Origin of the sequence: Coleofasciculus sp. G1-WW12-02 (genome assembly GCF_040219735.1) — a bacterium.
In the GTDB taxonomy this organism is placed as follows: Bacteria; Cyanobacteriota; Cyanobacteriia; order Cyanobacteriales; family Coleofasciculaceae; genus Coleofasciculus.
On record NZ_JAVJRX010000197.1, the window covers coordinates 1 to 20,690 of the forward strand.

The 20,690-nt window shown below is 46.5% G+C and carries 18 protein-coding genes and 1 pseudogene; 8 read left to right on the forward strand and 11 right to left on the reverse strand.

From position 1 onward, the window contains the following. Positions 1 to 378: 378 nt before the first annotated feature. Positions 379 to 993 (reverse strand): Uma2 family endonuclease, encoded by a 615-nt coding sequence (locus RID09_RS30850; protein WP_446339720.1) that lies wholly within the window; start codon positions 991 to 993, stop codon positions 379 to 381. A gap of 254 nt (positions 994 to 1,247) precedes the next feature. Here RID09_RS30850 and RID09_RS30855 point away from each other — a divergent pair, with 254 nt between their 5' ends. From RID09_RS30855 to RID09_RS30870, 4 genes are all read left to right on the forward strand, one after another. Then, positions 1,248 to 2,675, forward strand: coding sequence for an FAD-binding domain-containing protein (locus RID09_RS30855; RefSeq protein ID WP_446339721.1), 1,428 nt, complete (start codon positions 1,248 to 1,250; stop codon positions 2,673 to 2,675). A gap of 254 nt (positions 2,676 to 2,929) precedes the next feature. After that, a complete protein-coding gene (gene purD, locus RID09_RS30860; protein WP_446339722.1) occupies positions 2,930 to 4,195 on the forward strand; it encodes a phosphoribosylamine--glycine ligase in 1,266 nt (421 codons plus the stop codon). A 217-nt stretch (positions 4,196 to 4,412) separates the two neighbouring features. Beyond that, positions 4,413 to 6,416 (forward strand): two-component system sensor histidine kinase NblS, encoded by a 2,004-nt coding sequence (gene nblS, locus RID09_RS30865; RefSeq protein WP_446339723.1) that lies wholly within the window; start codon positions 4,413 to 4,415, stop codon positions 6,414 to 6,416. 19 nt (positions 6,417 to 6,435) lie between these two features. Next, positions 6,436 to 6,909 (forward strand): N-acetyltransferase family protein, encoded by a 474-nt coding sequence (locus RID09_RS30870; RefSeq protein ID WP_446339724.1) that lies wholly within the window; start codon positions 6,436 to 6,438, stop codon positions 6,907 to 6,909. On the opposite strand, the gene RID09_RS30875 is transcribed toward RID09_RS30870, so the two are convergent. From RID09_RS30875 to RID09_RS30900, 6 genes and pseudogenes are all read right to left on the reverse strand, one after another. After that, complete coding sequence (locus RID09_RS30875; RefSeq protein WP_446339725.1) at positions 6,877 to 7,287, reverse strand: hypothetical protein; 411 nt, start codon at positions 7,285 to 7,287, stop codon at positions 6,877 to 6,879. The two genes, RID09_RS30870 and RID09_RS30875, sit on opposite strands and share 33 nt — an antisense overlap. 766 nt (positions 7,288 to 8,053) lie before the next feature. After that, on the reverse strand, positions 8,054 to 10,510 hold the full coding sequence (locus RID09_RS30880; RefSeq protein ID WP_446339726.1) for an nSTAND1 domain-containing NTPase: 2,457 nt from the start codon (positions 10,508 to 10,510) through the stop codon (positions 8,054 to 8,056). A 107-nt stretch (positions 10,511 to 10,617) separates the two neighbouring features. After that, positions 10,618 to 11,679, reverse strand: a complete 1,062-nt coding sequence (locus RID09_RS30885) for a tetratricopeptide repeat protein (RefSeq protein WP_446339757.1) — start codon at positions 11,677 to 11,679, stop codon at positions 10,618 to 10,620. Beyond that, a pseudogene (locus RID09_RS30890) lies at positions 11,675 to 12,739 on the reverse strand (P-loop NTPase fold protein); the annotation flags it as partial. The gene RID09_RS30885 and the pseudogene RID09_RS30890, both read right to left, overlap by 5 nt. Before the next feature lie 266 nt (positions 12,740 to 13,005). After that, positions 13,006 to 13,377 (reverse strand): hypothetical protein, encoded by a 372-nt coding sequence (locus RID09_RS30895; RefSeq protein WP_446339727.1) that lies wholly within the window; start codon positions 13,375 to 13,377, stop codon positions 13,006 to 13,008. Between the two features lie 11 nt (positions 13,378 to 13,388). Next, positions 13,389 to 13,703, reverse strand: a complete 315-nt coding sequence (locus RID09_RS30900; protein WP_446339728.1) for a TIGR03792 family protein — start codon at positions 13,701 to 13,703, stop codon at positions 13,389 to 13,391. A 154-nt stretch (positions 13,704 to 13,857) separates the two neighbouring features. Here RID09_RS30900 and RID09_RS30905 point away from each other — a divergent pair, with 154 nt between their 5' ends. Both RID09_RS30905 and RID09_RS30910 read left to right on the forward strand, forming a co-directional pair. Next, positions 13,858 to 14,196 carry a phasin family protein gene (locus RID09_RS30905; RefSeq protein WP_446339751.1) on the forward strand — a complete coding sequence of 113 codons (339 nt, stop codon included), beginning with the start codon at positions 13,858 to 13,860 and terminating at the stop codon, positions 14,194 to 14,196. An 11-nt stretch (positions 14,197 to 14,207) separates the two neighbouring features. After that, the gene (locus RID09_RS30910) at positions 14,208 to 14,759 is read left to right on the forward strand and encodes an FKBP-type peptidyl-prolyl cis-trans isomerase (protein WP_446339729.1); all 552 of its coding nucleotides are present in this window, start codon (positions 14,208 to 14,210) and stop codon (positions 14,757 to 14,759) included. 106 nt (positions 14,760 to 14,865) lie between these two features. Here RID09_RS30910 and dnaB read toward each other — a convergent pair whose 3' ends face one another. The 4 genes from dnaB to gloB form a co-directional block, all read right to left on the reverse strand. Continuing rightward, entirely contained in the window at positions 14,866 to 16,215 is a 1,350-nt protein-coding gene (dnaB, locus tag RID09_RS30915) for a replicative DNA helicase (protein WP_446339752.1), read from the reverse strand. Between the two features lie 86 nt (positions 16,216 to 16,301). After that, positions 16,302 to 17,531 (reverse strand): RNA-guided endonuclease InsQ/TnpB family protein, encoded by a 1,230-nt coding sequence (locus RID09_RS30920; protein ID WP_446339730.1) that lies wholly within the window; start codon positions 17,529 to 17,531, stop codon positions 16,302 to 16,304. 131 nt (positions 17,532 to 17,662) lie between these two features. Further along, complete coding sequence (rplI, locus tag RID09_RS30925) at positions 17,663 to 18,121, reverse strand: 50S ribosomal protein L9 (RefSeq protein ID WP_446339731.1); 459 nt, start codon at positions 18,119 to 18,121, stop codon at positions 17,663 to 17,665. A 117-nt stretch (positions 18,122 to 18,238) separates the two neighbouring features. Continuing rightward, a complete protein-coding gene (gene gloB, locus RID09_RS30930) occupies positions 18,239 to 19,012 on the reverse strand; it encodes a hydroxyacylglutathione hydrolase (RefSeq protein WP_446339732.1) in 774 nt (257 codons plus the stop codon). 253 nt (positions 19,013 to 19,265) lie between these two features. Here gloB and RID09_RS30935 point away from each other — a divergent pair, with 253 nt between their 5' ends. Beyond that, positions 19,266 to 19,472, forward strand: coding sequence for a hypothetical protein (locus RID09_RS30935; RefSeq protein ID WP_446339733.1), 207 nt, complete (start codon positions 19,266 to 19,268; stop codon positions 19,470 to 19,472). Then, positions 19,460 to 20,668, forward strand: coding sequence for a glycosyltransferase family 4 protein (locus RID09_RS30940; RefSeq protein WP_446339734.1), 1,209 nt, complete (start codon positions 19,460 to 19,462; stop codon positions 20,666 to 20,668). Before RID09_RS30935 ends, RID09_RS30940 begins: the two co-directional genes overlap by 13 nt. Positions 20,669 to 20,690: the final 22 nt, after the last annotated feature.

A 20,690-nucleotide genomic window follows, 5' to 3' on the forward strand; every position in this document is an offset into this window, starting at 1 on the left:
GACTGACACGCCATTCCCTATCAGCTCCAAGGCACGTATTCGTATGTTTTGACTATAAGCGATCGCCATAGCTAGTAGACCTGATGAGAAGTTGTACATTCTTTATTCTAACTTGTAACTAGACCAGCGCGAAGCGCTATATGTTGCAAAATAGGGTTGTGTGGCGAACATTGTAGAGATGTTTCGCTGGAACGTCTCTCTCTATCTGATAAGTATATTTTTAACGCAGAGGGACGCAGAGGTTAACGCAGAGGAACGCAGAGGAGGTTAGTGGAGTTGTGCGACAATTTTATAGAATTGAGGAAACAAAGGGAAGCACGATCAACTCTTTGCCAATGACATAACTAAATGACAACTAGCGAAATTCAGGGATTACGGCTAATCTAACACACCAGCCTTGAAAATCTGGTCAGCGTCTAACTCCAAGTCAGGAAATGTTGGTGACACCACATAATCTCCCCGTCGAAACTGTCTCATCTCGTAAGTTTCTCCCTTTAAATCGCAGATAGTAATCGTCGATTGTTTAGGAGAACCAATAAAAAATGTTCCACCTAAGCCCAGATAATCAACAATCCAATATTCTTGAATTCCCAAGGCTTGATAATCATCCACTTTGCGGGCATAATCGTTTTGCCAATTTGTACTCACCACCTCAACCACTAATTTGACTGAAGTTCCCAGTGTAATAATCGGTTCACGTTGCCATAACGGTTCATCGCGTAGGGCAAATCTATCTAAGACAATAACATCCGGTTTAAAGGCGGAAGATTGACCTAAGGGTTTAATCAGACATCGCATCGGGATAAAGTAGGGTTGCTTAAGATGAGCGATGGCTAGGTTCAACTGCATGTTAATAAAGCCCGTTACCTGTTCATGGGAACCTGTTGGCTCCTTGTCAACTAATTCTCCATCAATTAGTTCATAGCGAGGATGATCTCCGTATTCAGCAACAAACTCGTCAAATGTTAGTGATTTGGGTAGGATTTGAATCATTATAAACGACCTGAAACTACGCTACCTGTAATATTTTTACTTTATCCTAACACTGACCTATAAGCCTTAAACCGCCTTGGGTTGAAACCCAAGACTAAAAGCTCAAGCCAGCTAAAGCTGACTGGATAAGAGTTTTAGCCCATTTTAATGCACTTGATTGATGACTTTGGAGGGCGCGTTTTGAATAAACGTTATAATCGACAGCGAAACGAGAAACACTAAACCTGCCCCTACAGATTCAAATTTCATCATTCATGACTGATCTGATTCTCTTCTGGCATCGCCGTGATTTACGAATTTCTGATAATATGGGGCTGGCTGCGGCTTGTCAAAAAAGCCAGAAAGTGATAGGAGTTTTTTGCCTTGACCCAGATATCCTAGAACGCGATGATATAGCCCCAGCTAGAGTCACGTACATGATTGGCTGTTTACAGGAGTTACAACAACGCTACGCTGAAGTTGGGAGTCAATTATTAATCCTGCATCAAAACCCTACTCAAGGAATTCCCGCCCTAGCTGACGCCCTCAACGCCAAAGCGGTATTCTGGAACCGGGATGTTGAACCCTATGCCCAAAGGCGCGATCGCACGGTACAAGATGCCCTATCTGAAAAAGGGATTGCGGTTGAAATTTTCTGGGATCAACTCTTACACGCCCCCGGAGAAATTCGCACCAATTCCGGCGATCCTTACAAAGTTTATACCCCCTTCTGGAAAAACTGGAAAGACCAAGCCAAAGCCGCCCCTGCTGAATCCTTAAAAAATCCTGAAGGACTCACCGAAACGGAACAGGATGTGGTGAAAAAGGTTGGCACAATTGAGTTACCTACGGCTAAAGATTTAGGGTTGACTTGGAACAATCCCCTAATCCTAGAACCAGGAGAGAAAGCCGCGAAAGAGAGACTAGAGGAATTTTGCGATCGCGCCATTGACAAATACCAACACCAACGCAATCTTCCCGCAATTGATGGCACATCCCGACTCAGCGCCGCCCTCAAATTTGGTGCGATCGGAATTCGCACGGTTTGGCAAGCTACCCAAAGGGCTATAGAGCGCAGCCGTAGCGATGAAACTCGTGATAGTATTCAAACCTGGCAACAGGAATTAGCTTGGCGAGAATTCTATCAACATGCCCTTTATTTCTTCCCTGAATTAGCAACAGGACCCTATCGTGATACTTTCCAAGATTTCCCCTGGGACAATAATCAAACCTTGTTTAAAGCCTGGTGTGAAGGTAGAACGGGTTATCCTATCGTTGATGCTGCCATGCGCCAATTAAATGAAACGGGATGGATGCACAACCGTTGTCGGATGATTGTTGCCAGTTTCTTGACTAAAGACTTGATTATTAACTGGCAGTGGGGTGAAAACTCTTTTATGCAAAAGCTATATGATGGTGACTTAGCGGCTAATAATGGCGGCTGGCAATGGAGTGCATCCAGTGGAATGGACCCGAAACCCTTGCGAATTTTTAATCCAGCGACTCAGGCACAAAAATATGACCCGGATGGAGAGTATATTCGTCAATGGTTACCGGAACTGAGTTCACTGGATACAAAATACCTGGTTACGGGTAAAATTCCCTCAGATGAATGTTCGAGTTGTGGCTATCCTGAACCCATCGTGGATCACAAAAAGCGACAGCAAGAATTTAAACAGCGCTATCAACAGCAAAAAGGATAAAGCAAAAAGGATAAGTTATTCGTCATTCGTCATTTGTAAATTCTCTCCCTCATCTCCCTCATCTTCCCCATCTCTCCCCTCTCCACTCCCCTGCACCTGGAGTCCCTCCGCACTTCATCAGGGGACATCCCATGGCATAATGGAGGGCATTTGCTCAACTCACACACTCACTGGGTACAGCACAAGCAGATGTACCACCTGCTTTATGGCAGTGTATACTTTATCGTTCATTTCTTCGGGAGCGCAAGGCTAACGTGAAGATTTTGGTGGTTGGCAATGGGGGACGCGAACATGCCCTCGCCTGGAAACTGTTGCAATCTCAACGCATTAAACAAGTAATCTGTGTTCCTGGCAATGGGGGTACAGCAACAAACCCACAGTGTCAGAATCTGCCCTTACGAGTGGATGATTTTGCCGGAATTGCCCGGTTTGCTTTGGTTCATAATGTTTCTTTAGTGGTTGTTGGTCCGGAACTCCCTTTGGCGTTGGGGATTACGGACTATTTGCGCCGTCAAAACTTGGTGGTTTTTGGTCCCACGCAAGCGGGTGCCCAAATTGAATCGAGTAAGGCTTGGGCAAAAACCTTAATGCAGTCGGCTGGCGTTCCCACTCCTGGGTTTGTTATGTTTGCCGATAAGGATGAGGCGATCGCATATCTGAAAGAGCAAAGCGCCCCAATTGTGGTCAAGGCAGATGGTTTGGCAGCCGGAAAAGGGGTTACGGTGGCTCAAACCATTGAGGAAGCGGTGGCGGCGGTTGAGTTCTTGTTTAAGAATAAGTTTAATGCCGTGGTCATCGAAGAATGCGTCACGGGTCAAGAAGTATCTGTTTTGGCACTAACCGATGGCATCACCATTCGTCCTTTATTACCCGCTCAAGATCACAAGCGGATTGGTGAAGGCGATACGGGACTCAATACGGGAGGGATGGGCGCTTTTGCTCCCTCTGTCTTGGTGAATCCTAGCTTGATGGCACGGATTGAGCAAGACATTCTTCAACCCACGGTTAATGCGTTGCAGGAACGAGGGATTGACTATCGCGGCGTTCTCTACGCGGGGTTAATGATTACGCCTCAAGGTGATCCTACCGTTCTGGAATTTAATTGTCGCTTCGGTGACCCAGAAACCCAAGCGATTTTACCGTTGCTGGAAACGCCTCTGCACGAGTTGCTCCTGGCTTGTACAGGGCGGAAACTGGCAGAATTTCCCCCAATTAGCTGGCAACCTGGGGCGGCGGCTTGTGTGGTGGCGGCGGCTCAAGGGTATCCGGGTGCTTATCAGAAAGGTCATGTTATTAATGGGATTGAACAAGCGCAGGAACGAGGTGCTACGGTTTTTTGTGCCGGAACTCAGTTTAAGCAGCAACAAATGCTAACCGATGGTGGGCGCGTCTTAGGGGTGACAGCAACAGGCGAAACATTAGAAGGCGCGATTTCAGCCACTTATCGTGCGCTCGACTGTATTGAGTTTGAGGGAATGTACTATCGTAAAGATATCGGTCATCGCGTCACCCAAACCTAACCCCTGTCAGATCGACAGTTGTACTCAAGAGCAGGAACAGGGAGACAGAAGATGTTCCAGACGTGTCATCCCACGTCTGGGAGCCGAGGAGCCGAGGAGGATATGGGAGTTAACTCAAAACTTCCCCCATCACCCTCTCCTTGCTCAAAGCTTCAATTTTTGAGAGAATTTAATATAAATTAAGGAAACTTTTCCGTTTAATGCTGATTAACCAATTTTGCAGGCTTTGCTGAAAACCTTCCGAGAAGTACTGGCACGGTGGTGGTCGGAGTTTACTCTCCAGACCCGATTAATGGCGGCGGCGACCTTAGCCGTCTCCCTGATTATGAGTGGCTTGACCTTTTGGGCGGTCAACACGATTCAACAAGACGCCCGAGTGAACGATACTCGTTTTGGTCGGGATTTGGGTCTACTGCTGGCGGCTAATGTAGCGCCTCAGATTGCGGAAAACAATCTGACAGAAGTCGCTCGCTTTTCTAACCGTTTTTATAGCAGTACCTCTAGCGTGCGCTATATGATTTACGCTGACGAGGATGGCAGAATCTTCTTCGGCATCCCCTTTTCTGAATCAGAAGTTCACAATTCTCTGACGATTCAACGCCGAATTCAGCTTCCTGAAGATTATGCCAAAAACTCAGACCTACCCATGGTTCGGCAGCATCTGACCCCAGACGGGGAAGTTACTGATGTTTTTGTTCCTCTCACCCATGAAGGCAAGTATCTGGGAGTTTTAGCCATTGGCATTAACCCCAATCCCACAGTTGTCGCTTCCTCGAATTTGACCCGGGATGTCACCATTGCTGTGTTTATCTCGATTTGGGTGATGGTGATTCTGGGCGCGGTATTTAATGCCTTGACGATTACACAACCGATTAAAGAACTGCTAACGGGTGTCAAAAATATTGCCGCTGGGAACTTCAAGCAGCGCATAGACTTACCTCTGGGAGGAGAACTGGGAGAACTGATTTCCAGCTTCAACGAAATGGCAGAACGCTTAGAGCGCTATGAGGAACAAAATATTGAGGAGTTGACCGCAGAAAAAGCCAAACTGGAAACCTTGGTATCTACGATCGCGGATGGTGCTGTATTGATCGATACCACATTGAACGTGATTTTGGTCAACCCGACGGCGCGGCGTCTTTTTGGCTGGGATAGTCATACCCTGGTTGGCGAAAACGTGCTGCATCATCTACCGACAGCCGTAACCCTGGAACTAACGCGACCCCTGTATCAAATTGCTGGCGGCGAAACGACAGGGGAACGGGAAGGAGAGGAGTTTCGCATTACCCTGAGTGAACCTACACCTCGCACGGTTCGGATTCTGCTGACACGGGTGTTTGATCAATATCGCGAGAGTATCAAAGGCATTGCCATGACAGTGCAGGATATTACCCGTGAGGTTGAACTGAATGAGGCAAAGAGTCAATTTATTAGCAATGTTTCTCATGAACTGAGAACACCATTATTTAATATCAAGTCATTTATCGAAACCCTACACGAATACGGCGAAGAATTGAGCGAAGTAGAACGGCAAGAATTTCTGGAAACGGCGAATCGAGAAACCGACCGTTTAACTCGTCTGGTTAACGATGTTCTGGATTTGTCGAGACTGGAGACATCTTGCCGCATTTATCATTTTGAACCTGTAGACGTGGCAGGACCTGTGGAGCAAACCCTCCGCACCTACCAGCTTAATGCCCGGGATAAAGGGATTGAACTGGTTCAGGAAATTGCGCCCCAAATGCCTCTTGTGTTAGGGCATTATGACTTATTGCTGCAAGTCTTTGATAACTTGGTGGGCAACGCGCTGAAATTCACAGAATCTGGTGGACGAGTGGTGATTCGTACCTATCCCCTAGAAACCAATCCCCATCATCCGGATGAAATTCCCCAAGTTCGGGTGGAAATTTCTGATACGGGTATTGGGATTGATTGGGAGGATCAAGAAGCAATTTTTGATCGATTTTTCCGCGTCGAAAACCGGGTGCATACCCTAGAAGGTACAGGTTTAGGTCTTTCTATTGTCCGAAATATTGTGGAGAAACACCACAGCCGAGTCTATTTAGTCAGTGAAGTGGGGATTGGTACAACCTTTTGGTTTGACTTGGATGTGTGTACAGAAAAAGAGCAATCTGAGCAGCTCTCAGAAGACCACTTACTGACATCAGAAGACCATTTACTCTCAACAGAGACGGATGAGACAACCGCATCGGTGACCTAATTTTTCACTGATTATAGACATGACGATTCGGATGGCACAAGAATCGGATATTCCGGAACTGGCACAATTGTATCAAGAAACGGTACTCGCGATCGCGCCGCATTATTACTCTGATGAGCAAACTCATAGCTGGGCGTCGTTTGCAGCAGATGGTGTCAGGTTCCGCGAGTTCATTTTGTCAGGGACAACATTTGTGGCGACAGATGAAACCGGGATTCTCGGCTTTGCCGGGATAGCCGATGATGGTCATATTACCTCAGCCTATGTCCGGCGCGATCGCATCCACCAAGGGATTGGTTCGACTCTAATGCAAACGCTCTTGGATTATGCCAAAAATCACAGGATTGAGCGCTTATATGCAGAAGCCAGTGAGTTTAGCTTGGGGTTGTTTAAAAAATATGGATTTCATGTCTATGATACGGAAATTGTCGAGCGTCAGGGTGTGGAATTTAAGCGTTATTTAGTTGAGCGTGGTGTAATCAAAAAGGATTAGTAATCCCCTTTTGCCACGGCGATTAAAATCGCGGCTAGACAAACAAAGTCCGCCTACGCGGACTAATGAAATATTGAAAACCCGCGCAGGCGGGTTTGGTTTGTGTAGCTGCGGTTTCAACCGCCCAGCTTGCTTATAATCCTGGACAAATTCATTAAAATCAAAGCTATTGGGCAAAATATCCGGATTCGACTGGGCAATATTTAAACTATTCTGGACAAATCCCAAGCTTTTATCTCCCATCTTAAACAGCTTACGGCGTTCTTCAACACTCAGATTCACCAAGAATGAGAGTTTTTCCTCAATGGTTTTGATAGCGGCTTTAATCGCTTCTTTATCTTCGTCCGAAAGCGTAGCGCTAATATTTTGGTAGGGCATAATCGTTATCCTGAAAAGATTCTGTGAATAGATGAGCTAATCCAGATTCAGTCGGTGCTAGGGTTCAGTGATGACAGATAAGCCAAAAGATAGATGACTGAATACTGACGTTGAGTTCCTCTATATAATAGGATGCCAGTTTTTTGGGCAAATTGCCCAGTCGAAGCTTACAGGTTTGTCAAGTCGTGTCATAGTTTGTAGTGGACTGACACAGTTAAAATTGTGGAATAGATTTTACCATTAAATCGGGCGCACGCCGTGCGCCCCTACATCAGGGATAATTCATGGGGTAGGGGCACGATATTATCGTGCCCTAATCTAGCGGAATTCAACGGGGTATCAACCTTGGGGTAAATAACTGTAAGTAAATCTTTGGACAGAATTTGACATTGTTGGATACCTTGTCTAAGCGTTGTTCTGTTATAATGACCGCAGGAGCGAAAACCAAGCTAAAAAAATTAGGGCTTGAGATCCCGTAACAAAGCTTTTAAAAGTAGCGCACCTGTAAGGCAGGCGGTTAAGAAATCCAGCAACCTTAATGGCGCTGAAAATAACGGAGTAAAGCAGCGAAGTTTCTCAAATTACTACAATTACAGTCTTTTAGTAGGGCGAGTTTCGTCCGATTTTAAGCCTGTGGACTGGTGGAGTGCCGACACCGCCAGGGTGAAGCTCCGAAGCAACCCGGATGATGTCTAACAATATCCAATGTTGTCTAGCTTTGTCCAAGTGTTGTAGAACGGTTAAACCAATTCCCAATCCCCATCCTCTACTCTCCACAAACGGGCAACCGCTCCCGCGCTTGCGGATGCGTCGCCAGATAATCCTTGAGCCAATCACAACCCTGTGCCAAGAGTTCATCTAAATGGCGGTAACCTGGCTTTAACACGACTTTATCCTCTTGAATCAAGGCAATGGTGCGCCCATCGGGGCTGATAGTTCCATAGCCTGCAAATTCAGCCATCTGTCTCCCTTGCAAGTCCCAGAGATGGATGGTTTCGCCAGACGAGCCAGTCAGGATTTGCTTTCCATCACGGCTGAAAGCTACAGCTATAACCCCACCCTGATGCCCGGTTAATTCCTGAATTAATTTACCTTGGATGTCCCAGAGGCGAGCTGTTTTGTCATCTGAGCCAGTCAGGATTCGCTTTCCATCTGGGCTAAAGGCTACGGCTGTGACCGAATTCTTATGTCCAGTTAAATTTTGAATTAAATTGCCCTGGATGTCCCACAGGCGGGCGATGTTGTCTCCTGAGCCAGTTAGGATTTGCTTGCCGTCGGGGCTGAAGATTACAGCATTGACCCAACCCTGATGCCCGGTTAATTCTTTAATTAAATTGCCCTGGTTATCCCACAGGCGGGCGGTGTTGTCTCTTGAGCCAGTCAGGATTTGCTTACCGTCGGGACTGAAGGCTACAGCATCGACCAAATCCTGATGCCCAGTTAATTCTTTAATTAGATTGCCTTGATTATCCCACAGGCGGGCGGTGTTGTCTACTGAGCCAGTCAGGATTTGCTGACCATCGGGGCTTATGGCTACAGCTATAACCCCACCCTGATGCCCGGTTAATTCCTGAATTAAATTCCCCTGGTTATCCCACAGGCGGGCGGTGTTGTCTCTTGAGCCAGTCAGGATTTGCTTTCCATCGGGGCTGAAGATTACAGCATTGACCCAACCCTGATGCCCGGTTAATTCTTTAATTAAATTGCCCTGGTTATCCCACAGGCGGGGGGTGTTGTCTCCTGAGCCAGTCAGGATTTGCTTGCCGTCGGGACTGAAGGCTACGCCCCAGACTGCATCCTGATGCCCGGTTAATTCTTTAATTAAATTGCCCTGGATGTCCCACAGGCGAGCGGTATAGTCTCCTGAGCCAGTCAGGATTTGCTTACCGTCGGGGCTTATGGCTACAGCGCTGACTATCTCCTGATGCTGGAATTGATTGCGTTCCCAAATATTATCTAAAATTGTCTGGAGTGCCAAAAGTGGGCTAGTGGCGGGATACTCTTCTAAAGGGCGACCATCTTTAACCCACTCTTTTAATTCTTGCCCCGCCTCCATGGCTGATATCAAAGCTTCTAATTGTTGATACTCAAACTGTTTAATCGCCGCCACCCCAGCTCGCTCTAACCGAGTCCCTGTCTGAGCTTCTGCCAGCTCCGCTTGGGCTTCCTGTTGTTTTTTCCTAGCATCAGCTAACCGTTCCTCTGCCTCTTTCAGTTGCTGATTTGCCCGTTGAATTGTCTCTCTGGCTTCTTGATTAACCCGCTCAAGTTCTGCTTGCGCCACGGTTAACTCTTGCTCGACTTGCTGCTTGCGCTGTTTAACAACCTTTAACTGTGCCTCACTCCGCCGTCGTCTCTCCCGTTCCGCCTTCAATTCGGCAACAATACCAAACCCTTCCTGCTGGCGAATAAACCCGACTAAATAATCATGCACCAACTGATATCTATCCTCTGGCTTTTCCGGTAACAAAACCACTAACCCAGAATCGACAAAAATCTTCAGCACCAACTCTAACTGCTGACTATCCATCACCCAATCTAAGGGTAATGCGGTTAACTCCGATACCAAATCACGACGAGTCTTCAGCGGACGAGTATTCTTCTCATCCGTCAACAAATACAACACCAACTCCCCGACTCGTTGATTCTCTTGCCCACAATCTTTAATCACGGCTTCTACATACCGCTTTACCAACTCATCTTTTGTCCCCCGTTGGCGATACTCAGCCAGCGTATTAATCTCCTCCGCTTGTAATTGCGCCCCGACAATTTGCAACTCAATCGGGCGCACCTTCCCCGTATCCCCAGCTAAATCCTGCACCAACTGCTCGACTAATTCCGACTCCAGATGAAACTGCGATCGCGCCGTCAACTGTTCAATAATCGCCTGGGCATCCTCTGGGGCAAAATCCCCCAACTCATAGCGATTACTCTTATTCAGAATATCATTATTAATTACATCAATCCGCGCCAGACGTTCACACTCCAACAGATAATGGAGATAGTCTTCCCGCAGGGATAAAATAACTTTCACATCGGGGAGATTTAGACAATCACTGAGGAACTCAAAAAAGGGTTTTCTGGCGGCAGTATCCTGACAGACAAAGAAGAATTCTTCAAACTGATCAAAAATCAATACCACTAACCGATGGCGCTGCTCATTTTGTCGCAATTCTGCCAGGATAGCCCCTTGTTCCGGCGAATGGAATTCGCGGCTAGACAAACGAAGTTCGCCTGCGCGAACTAAATCAGAATCAGTCAGTTCAGAACCTGCGAAGGCAGGTTTTGTTTGTGTAGTTGCGGTTTCAACCGCCCTCCTTTCTAACCCCTCTACTTAATCGCAAATGCTTTTAAATAGTCCTTTTGATTAAAATAGAGCCGTTGCAGTTCTTTTAAACTGTCACTATAAACCTGGGGATTAGCCTGGGGATGGGTTTCAACTCTAACCCGTTCTAATGTCTCAATCGCCGACTGAATTTGATTTAATCCTTGCTGGGCTTTGGCTAAGAGGAATAGATATAAACTATGTCCCTGAGCCGGTACATTTGTAGAGACGCGCCATGGCGCGTCTCTACACTGTAATGCCTGATTTGCTAATCGTTTCGCCGCTTGCCAATTCCCTCGCGCCAGCGCTACTTCGGCTAAAAAGCCATAATCCCGCGCCTGTTGTCGCTCAATTCCATAATTTTGATGTAATCTTAACCCATTTTCCGCTAATTCCTGTAACTCATCCCACGCTTCTAACTGTCGTAAAACCTCCCCCAATTCCCCGATAAACCGCGCCACTAAATCCGGACGTTGCGCCGCCTCAAATACCCCTAACCCCTGCTGAAAATAGTCCCTCGCCTCCTGCCAATAGCGCCGTTTTTCTGCCCGATTCAACTGAGCTTGACGCCAATAACAGAACCCCAATTGAATCCAGACAATCCCTTTCCGTTCAGGATGATCTTTCGGCGGGGATTGCCACAGGGAAAGGCACTGTTGATAATGAACAATGGCGTTATCTAGTTTATCCTGAATATAATCCTCCCTCCCCCAAACAAACTCTAACCCTGCAGTTAAATCTGCCGCTAATTCTTCACCTCGCCCTTGTAAATACTTCAGCGCTAATTCTAATTCAGGAATCGCCACCTGATTCTCAGCAAATACCGCCTCTACCCCCCGATTCAGGAACTCAATCAACGCCTCTGGGGTTAAAAAAAAGGAAATGGGAGGAGCGCCCCAATTATATAAATCCGGTGCCAACCGGACTAATTTTTTCAGTACCTCATCCGTCACCCAAATGACGAGGGGAAACTTAAATTCCTTTCTAAATTCATCCCGCACTTGATTCATTGCTAGGAGCAGATTATCTAAATCTTTAACATTCTCTAACCCCAAAATCATTAACACAGCGAAACAGCATCCCTAATAAGTTTCGCACATGACCGCCACTAATGCGACAAAAACGGTCTAAGGTTTCCCCATGATCAAAGATTTGAGTGACTAAATTGCAGCGTTTCTCTGGTGTCACCTCTGGAAACGCCCTGACTAAAATTAACTGCTGTAACAGCGCAATTCCCTGCTCGCAATCCCGCCCATCTCGTAACTGAATCGGCACCATCGGTAAGATTTTCGGCGCAATTCCCCCGCCAAACCGATTGGTTAAGGCTTGAGAATCATTGGAGAAAATTAACCCCAATGGGATAGTATAAACTAGATGACAGTTGAGTTTCCCTAACTGTTCACCGCGATCCACAAACAGATATTCCGGTTGAGTACGTCCTGAATCATTGCGACGATCCTGAACCCGATCTAAGTTATCAACAATGACTACTAATCCCTGTTTTCCTTGGCGTTTCAACTGTTCCGTTGCCCGGGCTAATATTTCCTGGTTCAGGGAGTCGAGAATCCCACTGGTACGCGGTTCTAAATATTGGCGTAAGCGACTACGAAGCTGGGGGCTTTCTTTGGTTTTGGCAGTAATTTTAGCCAGGTTCCCCGGTAACGAGAATCCGGCTTCCAGAGATAACTCGATGGGGGTTTGCAGAAAATCAGCAATCTCCTGAAAGCGATCGCGAAAATATCCGGGTTTAAGCTTAATCCCTACCGTTTCCAGACTTTCACTCACCTGACGCGCGATCGCGAGTAAAATATCGGTAATATCCACATCGGTCATATCCAAGTCTTGGGTAGACTCAAAATAGACTACATGAAAGCCTTTTGCCTCTAAGTCGGCTTGTAAGCGACGTAACTCCGTAGACTTACCACAGCCAATATGTCCCGTAAACAACTGACAAGTCGCTTGATTAAGACACGAACGCAAAACAATCGTCCGTTCCAATGCTTCAATAATCTTACCACCCCGAACTGAGGCAAAATCAATATAATACTGCTTATCTTCAGGATTCGCGATCGCGAGGGTTTTACTCGGATCACAAGCGTCAAAGAATCTCAAAAAATCTAATTCCATTTTTTCACAATAGTGTGATCGCTATTGATAGCAGGTTACAAGTGAACCGCAGGCTTCAAGGAAAAAGTACCCAAGGATAACGGTAAGCCAAAGTACCTAGCGATTGGAAATCGCGGCTACACAAACAAAGCCTACCTCCGCAGGCTGAATTGAGTCCGCGCAGGCGGACTTAGTTTGTATAGCCTCAGACTTCTAGTCTGTGGGCAATTTGCTACGGGATTTTCCCGATTGGGCATAAAAAGCGATTTAATTCAAAGTGTAACCACTCACGAGTTAGAGAGTAAAGTAAACACTATACTAACAGCAACCAATCCCAGTAACCCGACTACGGCTGGGTGACGCTGACACCACAATTTTGCCCCGTGTAAGGGACTACGACGCGGCATATAAATCGGTTCAGGTTCCAGGATAGACTGATCTTTATCCGTGTAAAGGGTGCATTCCTTGGCATAAGGACGTTGAGGAAACGTACAGGTATCATCGGCATGATAGAGACAGGTTTGACACAAATACTCCTGCTCCACGGCTTGGTGTAAGGTAATACCTGGATGACCGTAGGCTTTGAGAATCATGCCACAATGAGGGCAAGTAATTTCTTGATTACTGATGGATTGATGGCAACGGGGACAACTAGACATCAGGTCTAACGTTAGCTGGGTGTTTGAGGAAATTTTCTGACTTGATATTCACTCGCCTGAATCATCTGATAATCTTTGCTAAACTCCTGCTCAAACCGCTTTTGGGTTTTATCCAACTGCTCTTGTGGAACAGCTTCCCACTGTTGACGGCTTGTCCAACGAATGATCAGAATGACCTCCGCAGGAGTTTCTGGCTCAATCCAGACTTCTTTGCTGATGAATCCTGGACAGCTAGCCAGCATGGATGTCCAGATTTCGGCATCTTTCTGAATAAATGTTTCCCGAAGTTCGGGCGAGACTCTAACTTTAAGATACTCAATTACCATAACTAGGTACTTGCGCTTGATCGGATACTGTGCAACTGAGGCAAAAACGAACACAGCAGCAGTTATGGGCAAGATAGCACACAATGGAACTGGAGGTGGGAATCAACCTCCCTTCCCCTATCCTGGGGTTAGCACCGAGTTACAGGAACAGCGTATGGATAATAGAGACTGGCTGAAGCAGTTATTGATGGTTGGTGTGGGCACAACGTCCATGGTGGCAGACAAACTGCGAGAAGTTAGCGATGAATGGGTAAAAGATGGAAAAATTAATCCAGAGCAAGCCCAAGGATTCGTCGATGATATGGTGCAGCAGATCAAATCGGAGCAAGGTAACTTTGAAGTCAACATGGAACGACAGCTACGGAACCTGTTGCAGGAGTTAGGTGTCCCTCGCCAAACGGAAGTGGATGAATTGCGCGGGCGCATTGATCGATTGGAACGTCAAGTGCGGGATCTAGAAAATAAGCTGTGGCGTCGATCAAACATTGAATAGGAGGACAGATTTTGAGAGATATTCTAATCAGCTTGGGCGTTATTATTGCCTGTGGATTGTTGTTGGTGATGACTCAACTCAGTCGAGGGAGTGCAACAGCCGACGAACTCAACCTCACCCAACCTCAATCCCTAACCCAAGTCACCCAAGCTAGCCCCATCCCTGACAATCAACCCATTGCCATGAATACAGATTCCACTGAAGCACAGAACACAGATCAGGACGTTGTCACCACACCATCGGGTTTGAAATATGTCGAACTCAAAGAAGGTGACGGCGCACAACCCCAAAAAGGTCAAACCGTTGTGGTTCACTATACGGGAACTCTAGAAGATGGCATCAAGTTTGATAGTTCCCGCGATCGCAACCGTCCTTTTTCCTTTAAACTCGGTGTAGGACAGGTGATCAAAGGCTGGGATGAAGGCGTTGCCACGATGAAAGTTGCCGGACGTCGTCGTCTGATCGTTCCCCCGGAATTAGGGTATGGTTCCCGGGGTGCAGGTGGAGTGATTCCGCCTAACGCAACTCTAATTTTCGATGTGGAATTGCTAAAAATTAGTTAGAAACCCGTCTAACCTCTCCCATTGAGCGTTTAGCCTTGGGTTGAAACCCAAGGCTGTTGGTTGGTAAGACTACAACCGTTCCCGGTTCCCTGTTCCCTGTTCCCTCTCATCGCTGATTGCCATGGGCGAGATTGCGGAAGCGAGTATACTGAGGGTCGAAGATTAACTTCACCACGCCAGTTGGACCATTGCGATGTTTGGTAATAATCACTTCAGCGATCCCTTGATCTGGCGTATCCGGATTATAATACTCCTCCCGGTACAACATAATCACTAAGTCCGCATCTTGCTCAATCGAACCTGACTCTCTCAAATCGGACATCATTGGTCGCTTATTGTTCCGGGCTTCTACGGCTCGACTAAGCTGAGATAGAGCAATCACAGGAGTATTCAGTTCCCGGGCTAACCCTTTGAGAGAACGGGTAATCCGAGACAGTTCTTGGACTCGATTTTCACTACCACTCCCTTCCATTAACTGCAAGTAATCGATCAAAACCAATCCCAGCATTCCCCCTTGTTCTGCTTGGAGACGCCGCAGATTTGATCGCATCTGCATGACGCTGGGGTTAGGCGTATCCTCGATATAAATGGGTAATTCTGATAACGTTCCCAGCGCTTGGGAGAGAGGTTCCCATTGATTTTGAGTAATTCGCCCCGTTCGCAAATAGTTACTTTCAATAGTCGCCTCGCTAGATAAAAGCCGCTGGACTAATTGCGCCTTGGACATTTCTAGACTAAAAATTGCCACAGGAAATTTATCGGCAATATTGCGAGCCATAGCCAACGCAAAGCTAGTTTTTCCCATTGAGGGTCTTCCCGCAACAATAATTAGATCAGAACGCCCAAACCCACCCGTTAACGCATCCAAGTCATAGAAATTAGAGGGTATACCAGGTAAGGCAATCCCTTCATGAAGGGTTTCTATTTCCTGAAAGGTTTGAATTAATGTCTCAGAGATTGGCACTAACCCTTGTTGCGGGCGCACCTGAGTCACATTAAAAATTTTCTGTTCTGCTTGATCAAGAACAAAGTCCAACTCTTTATGCGTCTCGTAACCCAGTTGAACAATCCCATTTCCCGATTGGATGAGCTGACGGCGCAGGTACTTATCCATCACCAACGCCGCATAGCGGTCAATATTGACGGCTGACACCGTGCGTTCAATTAACTGCGCTATCTTGCTCTGACCCCCCACCTTGTCTAATAATTTATGGTCATACAACCAAGAGGTAACGCTCATGAAATCCGTTGGCTTACCTTCATGATGCAGAATGAAGGCAGATCTATAAATTTCTTGGTGAGCGCTAACGTAGAAGGCTTCTGGAGACAATAAATCCACCACTCGACTCATGGCTTCGGGGTCAAGCATGATCCCGCCTAAAATCGACTCCTCCGCCTCAATGTTTTGAGGCGGTATAGAGCTACTGATGGTTGAAAGATTAAAGTCTAGAGCCATCGCCAGAGATAGCAAGTACAACAATGTAGCAGAGGGCAGAGGGCATTGACATCCTCCCCGGCGTAAACGCACAGGGATTCCCGCCATCACTGACGAGGCTTCCTCTTTCCGCGACTCGGCTTACCTTGAGGAGTCTCCTCACCAAGGCAGAGGTCGATGTCTCCAGAGGCGTGACTTCCCGTGCGCCCCACGGTACGCAATGCTAATTCGAGGATGTTGATGGCGGCGTTCCAGTCTCTGTCAATGACAAACTTGCAATGAGGGCAGCAATGCGTTCTCATCGACAGAGACTTGTACACTTTCTCTCCACAGTTTGAGCAGTTCTGGCTAGTGTACTGGGGAGGGACAGCGACTGTCGCCACTCCAAACACCTTGCCGAAATACTCCACCCACTGACGAAAAGTAGACCATGCAGCATCAGAGATGGACTTGGCGAGTTTATGGTTTTTCACCATATTCGACACCAACAAGTCCAGCCTTCGGCAAGCCGCTGGCGCGTCTACATAGGCTACCAAGTCGTTAGACTGGACTACGCATCTGGCCAACTTGACGGCGAAATCTTTACGTTGCCTACTTACCTTGAGGTGCTTTCTACCTAACCGATTTTGAGCCTTCTTTCGGTTATTGGAACGTTGGCGTGTCTTAGCCAGCCGACGTTGAAGACGCTTGAGGGCTTTCTCTGACTTTCTCAGATGTCTGGGATTCTCCACCGTTTGACCATCAGAATCGGTGTAGAAATGATTCAGTCCAACATCAAGCCCAATCGTCTTCCCTGTCGGTTCCCGTTTCTCTAAACGTTCCAGGTCGAGACACAATTGAACGTAGTATCCGTCTGCCTTGCGGACAACTCTCACCCGCTTAATCTGCTTCAACTGATAGAAATGCAAGTCACGAGTTCCCCAAATCTTGAAGCTACCAGCCTTAAATCCATCAGTGAAGGTGATAGTTCTTCTATCATCTGATAGATTCCATCCTGAGGTTTTGTACTCGACCGAATCGCGAGTTTTATGCTTCTTGAATTTGGGAAACCCTTTGTTGCCTGGAATATTCTTTTTACAGTTGTCGTAGAAACGGGCAATTGCTGACCAAGCTCGTTCCGCAGATGCTTGACGAGCCATTGAGTTCAGTTTCTTAGCCCAAGGAAACTCTTTGGCTAGAACAGCACAATATGCGCTCAGTTCATACCTTCCAATTCCCTTGTTATCCATCCAGTATCGCAGGCAACTGTTACGAACAAACCTAGCTGTACGAATGGCTTCGTCTAGCCGTTCATACTGCTCCTTGGTTCCTTCTAACTTTGCCTCGAATACCAACATATTACGCTCAGTTACTTGACGTAATCATACCACAGTTTTTGAAGCCGTCCTATAAGGACGGGGCTTTAAACCCAATTTCTCCGGTAAAACCCGCCCCTATATCCGGAGTAGAGACGTAGCATGCTACGTCTCTACATCGGGGCAACGTGAATTTCTATAACCGCCGTAACTTCTGGATGCAGTTTGACTTGAGCTTTATAGAAACCCAGCTTGCTGATATCGGGAAGCGTGATTCCCCGACGATCTACCTCTTGGTTCGTCGCTGCTTGAATGGCTTCTGCTACATCGGCTGCCGTAACTGTACCAAAGATTGCCTCTTGTTCACCCACTTGCTTACGGATGGTAAAGCGACCAATGGTTTCTAATGCCGTCTTACGGGCTTCAGCTTGCTGCTTTTCTTCGAGTAAACGTTGTCGCTCTTGTTCTTTGCGCCGCTCAACTTGCTTGAGAATGCCAGCAGTGGCTAAGGTTCCAATCCCATGGGGAATCAAATAATTACGAGCATAGCCAGGAGCGACGTCCACCAGTTCGCCAGTTTTGCCTAGCTTCCTAACGTCTTGATTTAAAACTAACTGTACACGTTTTGCCATTGTCTTTTTTGGGTACGGGCTGCTTAACTTAAATACTGATGCTTACTCAGAACTCCAATTATACGAAAATTTGGGATTCGTGTAGAGACGTAGCATGCTACGTCTCTACACCCTGGGTTAAAATTGATCCTTCATCCCCCGCAACCGGGCAAAGGTTTGTACTGGTTCTGTACTGTTCACAGCTTCTTGGAGTGTCGGTTGTTCCCAGCGCAAAAAGGGATTCGTCAGTTTTTCGACGCCCAGTAGGGAGGGTACTGTTGCCTCTAAGCGCCGACGAGCCGCTTCAACGTCAATATATCGGCTGTGGAGGTCTGGGTTGTTGGGATCAACGGTTCGGGCAAATTTGAGATTTTTTAGGGTGTATTCATGGGCGCACCACACACGAGTATTGTCTGGTAAAGCTCGTAGCTTGCTCAAGGAATCAACCATCTGTGTGGGTGTCCCTTCAAAAAGTCTGCCACATCCTCCGGCGAATAAGGTGTCACCACAGAATAATTCACCGACTTCATCGCTGGTGACAGGGGGAAAATAGTAAGCGATATGCCCGCTAGTATGACCGGGAACAAAAAAGACCTCAGCCGTGCGATCGCTAAACTGAACCTGGTCACCCTCTTGTAAAAATACCTGTTGTCCCGGAATTCTGCCCCGATCTTGGGTTCCGCCATAGACACACACCTCAGGGTATCGCTGGATTAACTCTCGATTTCCACCCACATGATCCCAGTGATGATGAGTGTTAAAAATTGTTACTAACTCTGCACCCAGTTTTTCCAGATGCTGCCATACAGGTTGAGCCTCGGCTGGATCAACGACAGCTGCAATGTTCTGTTCGGGTTCATGCAGCAAAAAGATATAGTTATCCGAAAGGGCTGGTAGTCTATGGACTTGCATATTGAATCGTTTCTCCTCAGAACAGTCTGTTATCAATCATTTTCCGTATTTAGAGATAAACCACCTCAATGGCAAATCGTCTGATTATGCCGACATTCTGAATAGGCATTAGATTAGAATGGAGCTACGAAGGAAGCCTTGAACCTTCATCCTATCTCTACTGCCGCTTACTCAGCTTTAGATGACGAACCTCGGTTAACTAGGCTATCGTAAGTCAAGAGTATAGGTCACCACTAACAACGACTAACCGCCCATGGCAGGAACTGTTCAACGCCCCTCTAGTCCCGCGATCGCCCAAATTGTTGATCGAATTCTCGATACGGGTCAATTGAGTCGTTTGGAGTATCTTCAGTTGGTTACTACGATGCTTTCTGACTATAAAGTTACTGATGAAGAACGTAGTTATATCAATCGTGTATTGGATGAACGGCAAATGGGACGACTACAGTGGATCAGTTAAAAAAAAGCAAATCATTGAAACCAAAGCGGAAAATTTCATTAGTTGTCAGTGACTTATCGAGCAGTGGATCTGGCAGGTGGGGCGGAGCCGTTCGACCATTTTTATTGTATAAAGCTCTGCAAAAACTTGATTATGAAGTTGAAGTTATCGGATTTGTTCCCCACGAGCAGCGTCAAGATAGTCCGCCGCCAGAAATTCCGATTGTTACAATTCCAGCCTATAATTACCCAAAATTTATTATTTCAGTCAATAATTTAATTAAACATATCCAAGGAAATATTATTTATGCCAGTAAATTAAAACCAACCAGCTTTGGTGTTGCCCTCATTCAAAAGTTTAAAACCCGATGTCCTGTTCTACTAGATATAGACGATTGGGAGTTAAGTTGGTACGGAGGCGATGACTGGACATATCGTCCTAGCTTCAAACAATTCGCTAGAGATATTCTCAAACCTGAAGGCGCTCTCAGAAATCCGAATCATCCTGTTTATTTAAGATTGACAGAAGGCTTAGTTTCCCAAGCTGATGTAATCACAACTCACACCCATTTCATGCAAGAACGTTTTGGTGGTGTATATCTCCCTCAGGGCAAAGATACTACAGTATTCGATCCCAGTCAGTATAATCCAGAAACGAGTAGAACACGATATAATCTGTCTAACTATCGAGTTATCATGTTTCCAGGAGCGCCACGACCTTATAAAGGTGTAGAGGATGTTTTGCTCGCACTCGATCAATTAAATGAATCTGACTTAAGGCTTGTAATTGTTGGGGGTAGTCCATACGATGATTATGACCATCAACTTATGGAAAAGTGGGGACATTGGATTATCAAGCTACCAAGGTTACCTGTTTCAGCAATGCCTGAAGTCGTTGCAGCGGCTCATATTGTGGTCGTTCCTCAGCGAGATACTCCAGCCGCTAAAGCTCAGTTTCCCTTAAAACTAACTGATGCGATGGCAATGGGCAAGCCAATTTTATCGACGCGCGTTGGCGACATTCCGGAAATTTTAGGAGACACGGGTTATCTGGTTGATGCCAGTTCTCCTGAACAAATTGCTGATAAAATTCGGTGGATATTCCAAAACTATCAAGACGCCAATGAGCGAGGAAAAAAGGCTAGACAAAGGTGCATAGAATGTTACAGTATAGACAAAATGGCAGACATACTATCTGAAGTTATTAATAAATTATAGCTTTAAATATTGAATAGACTAA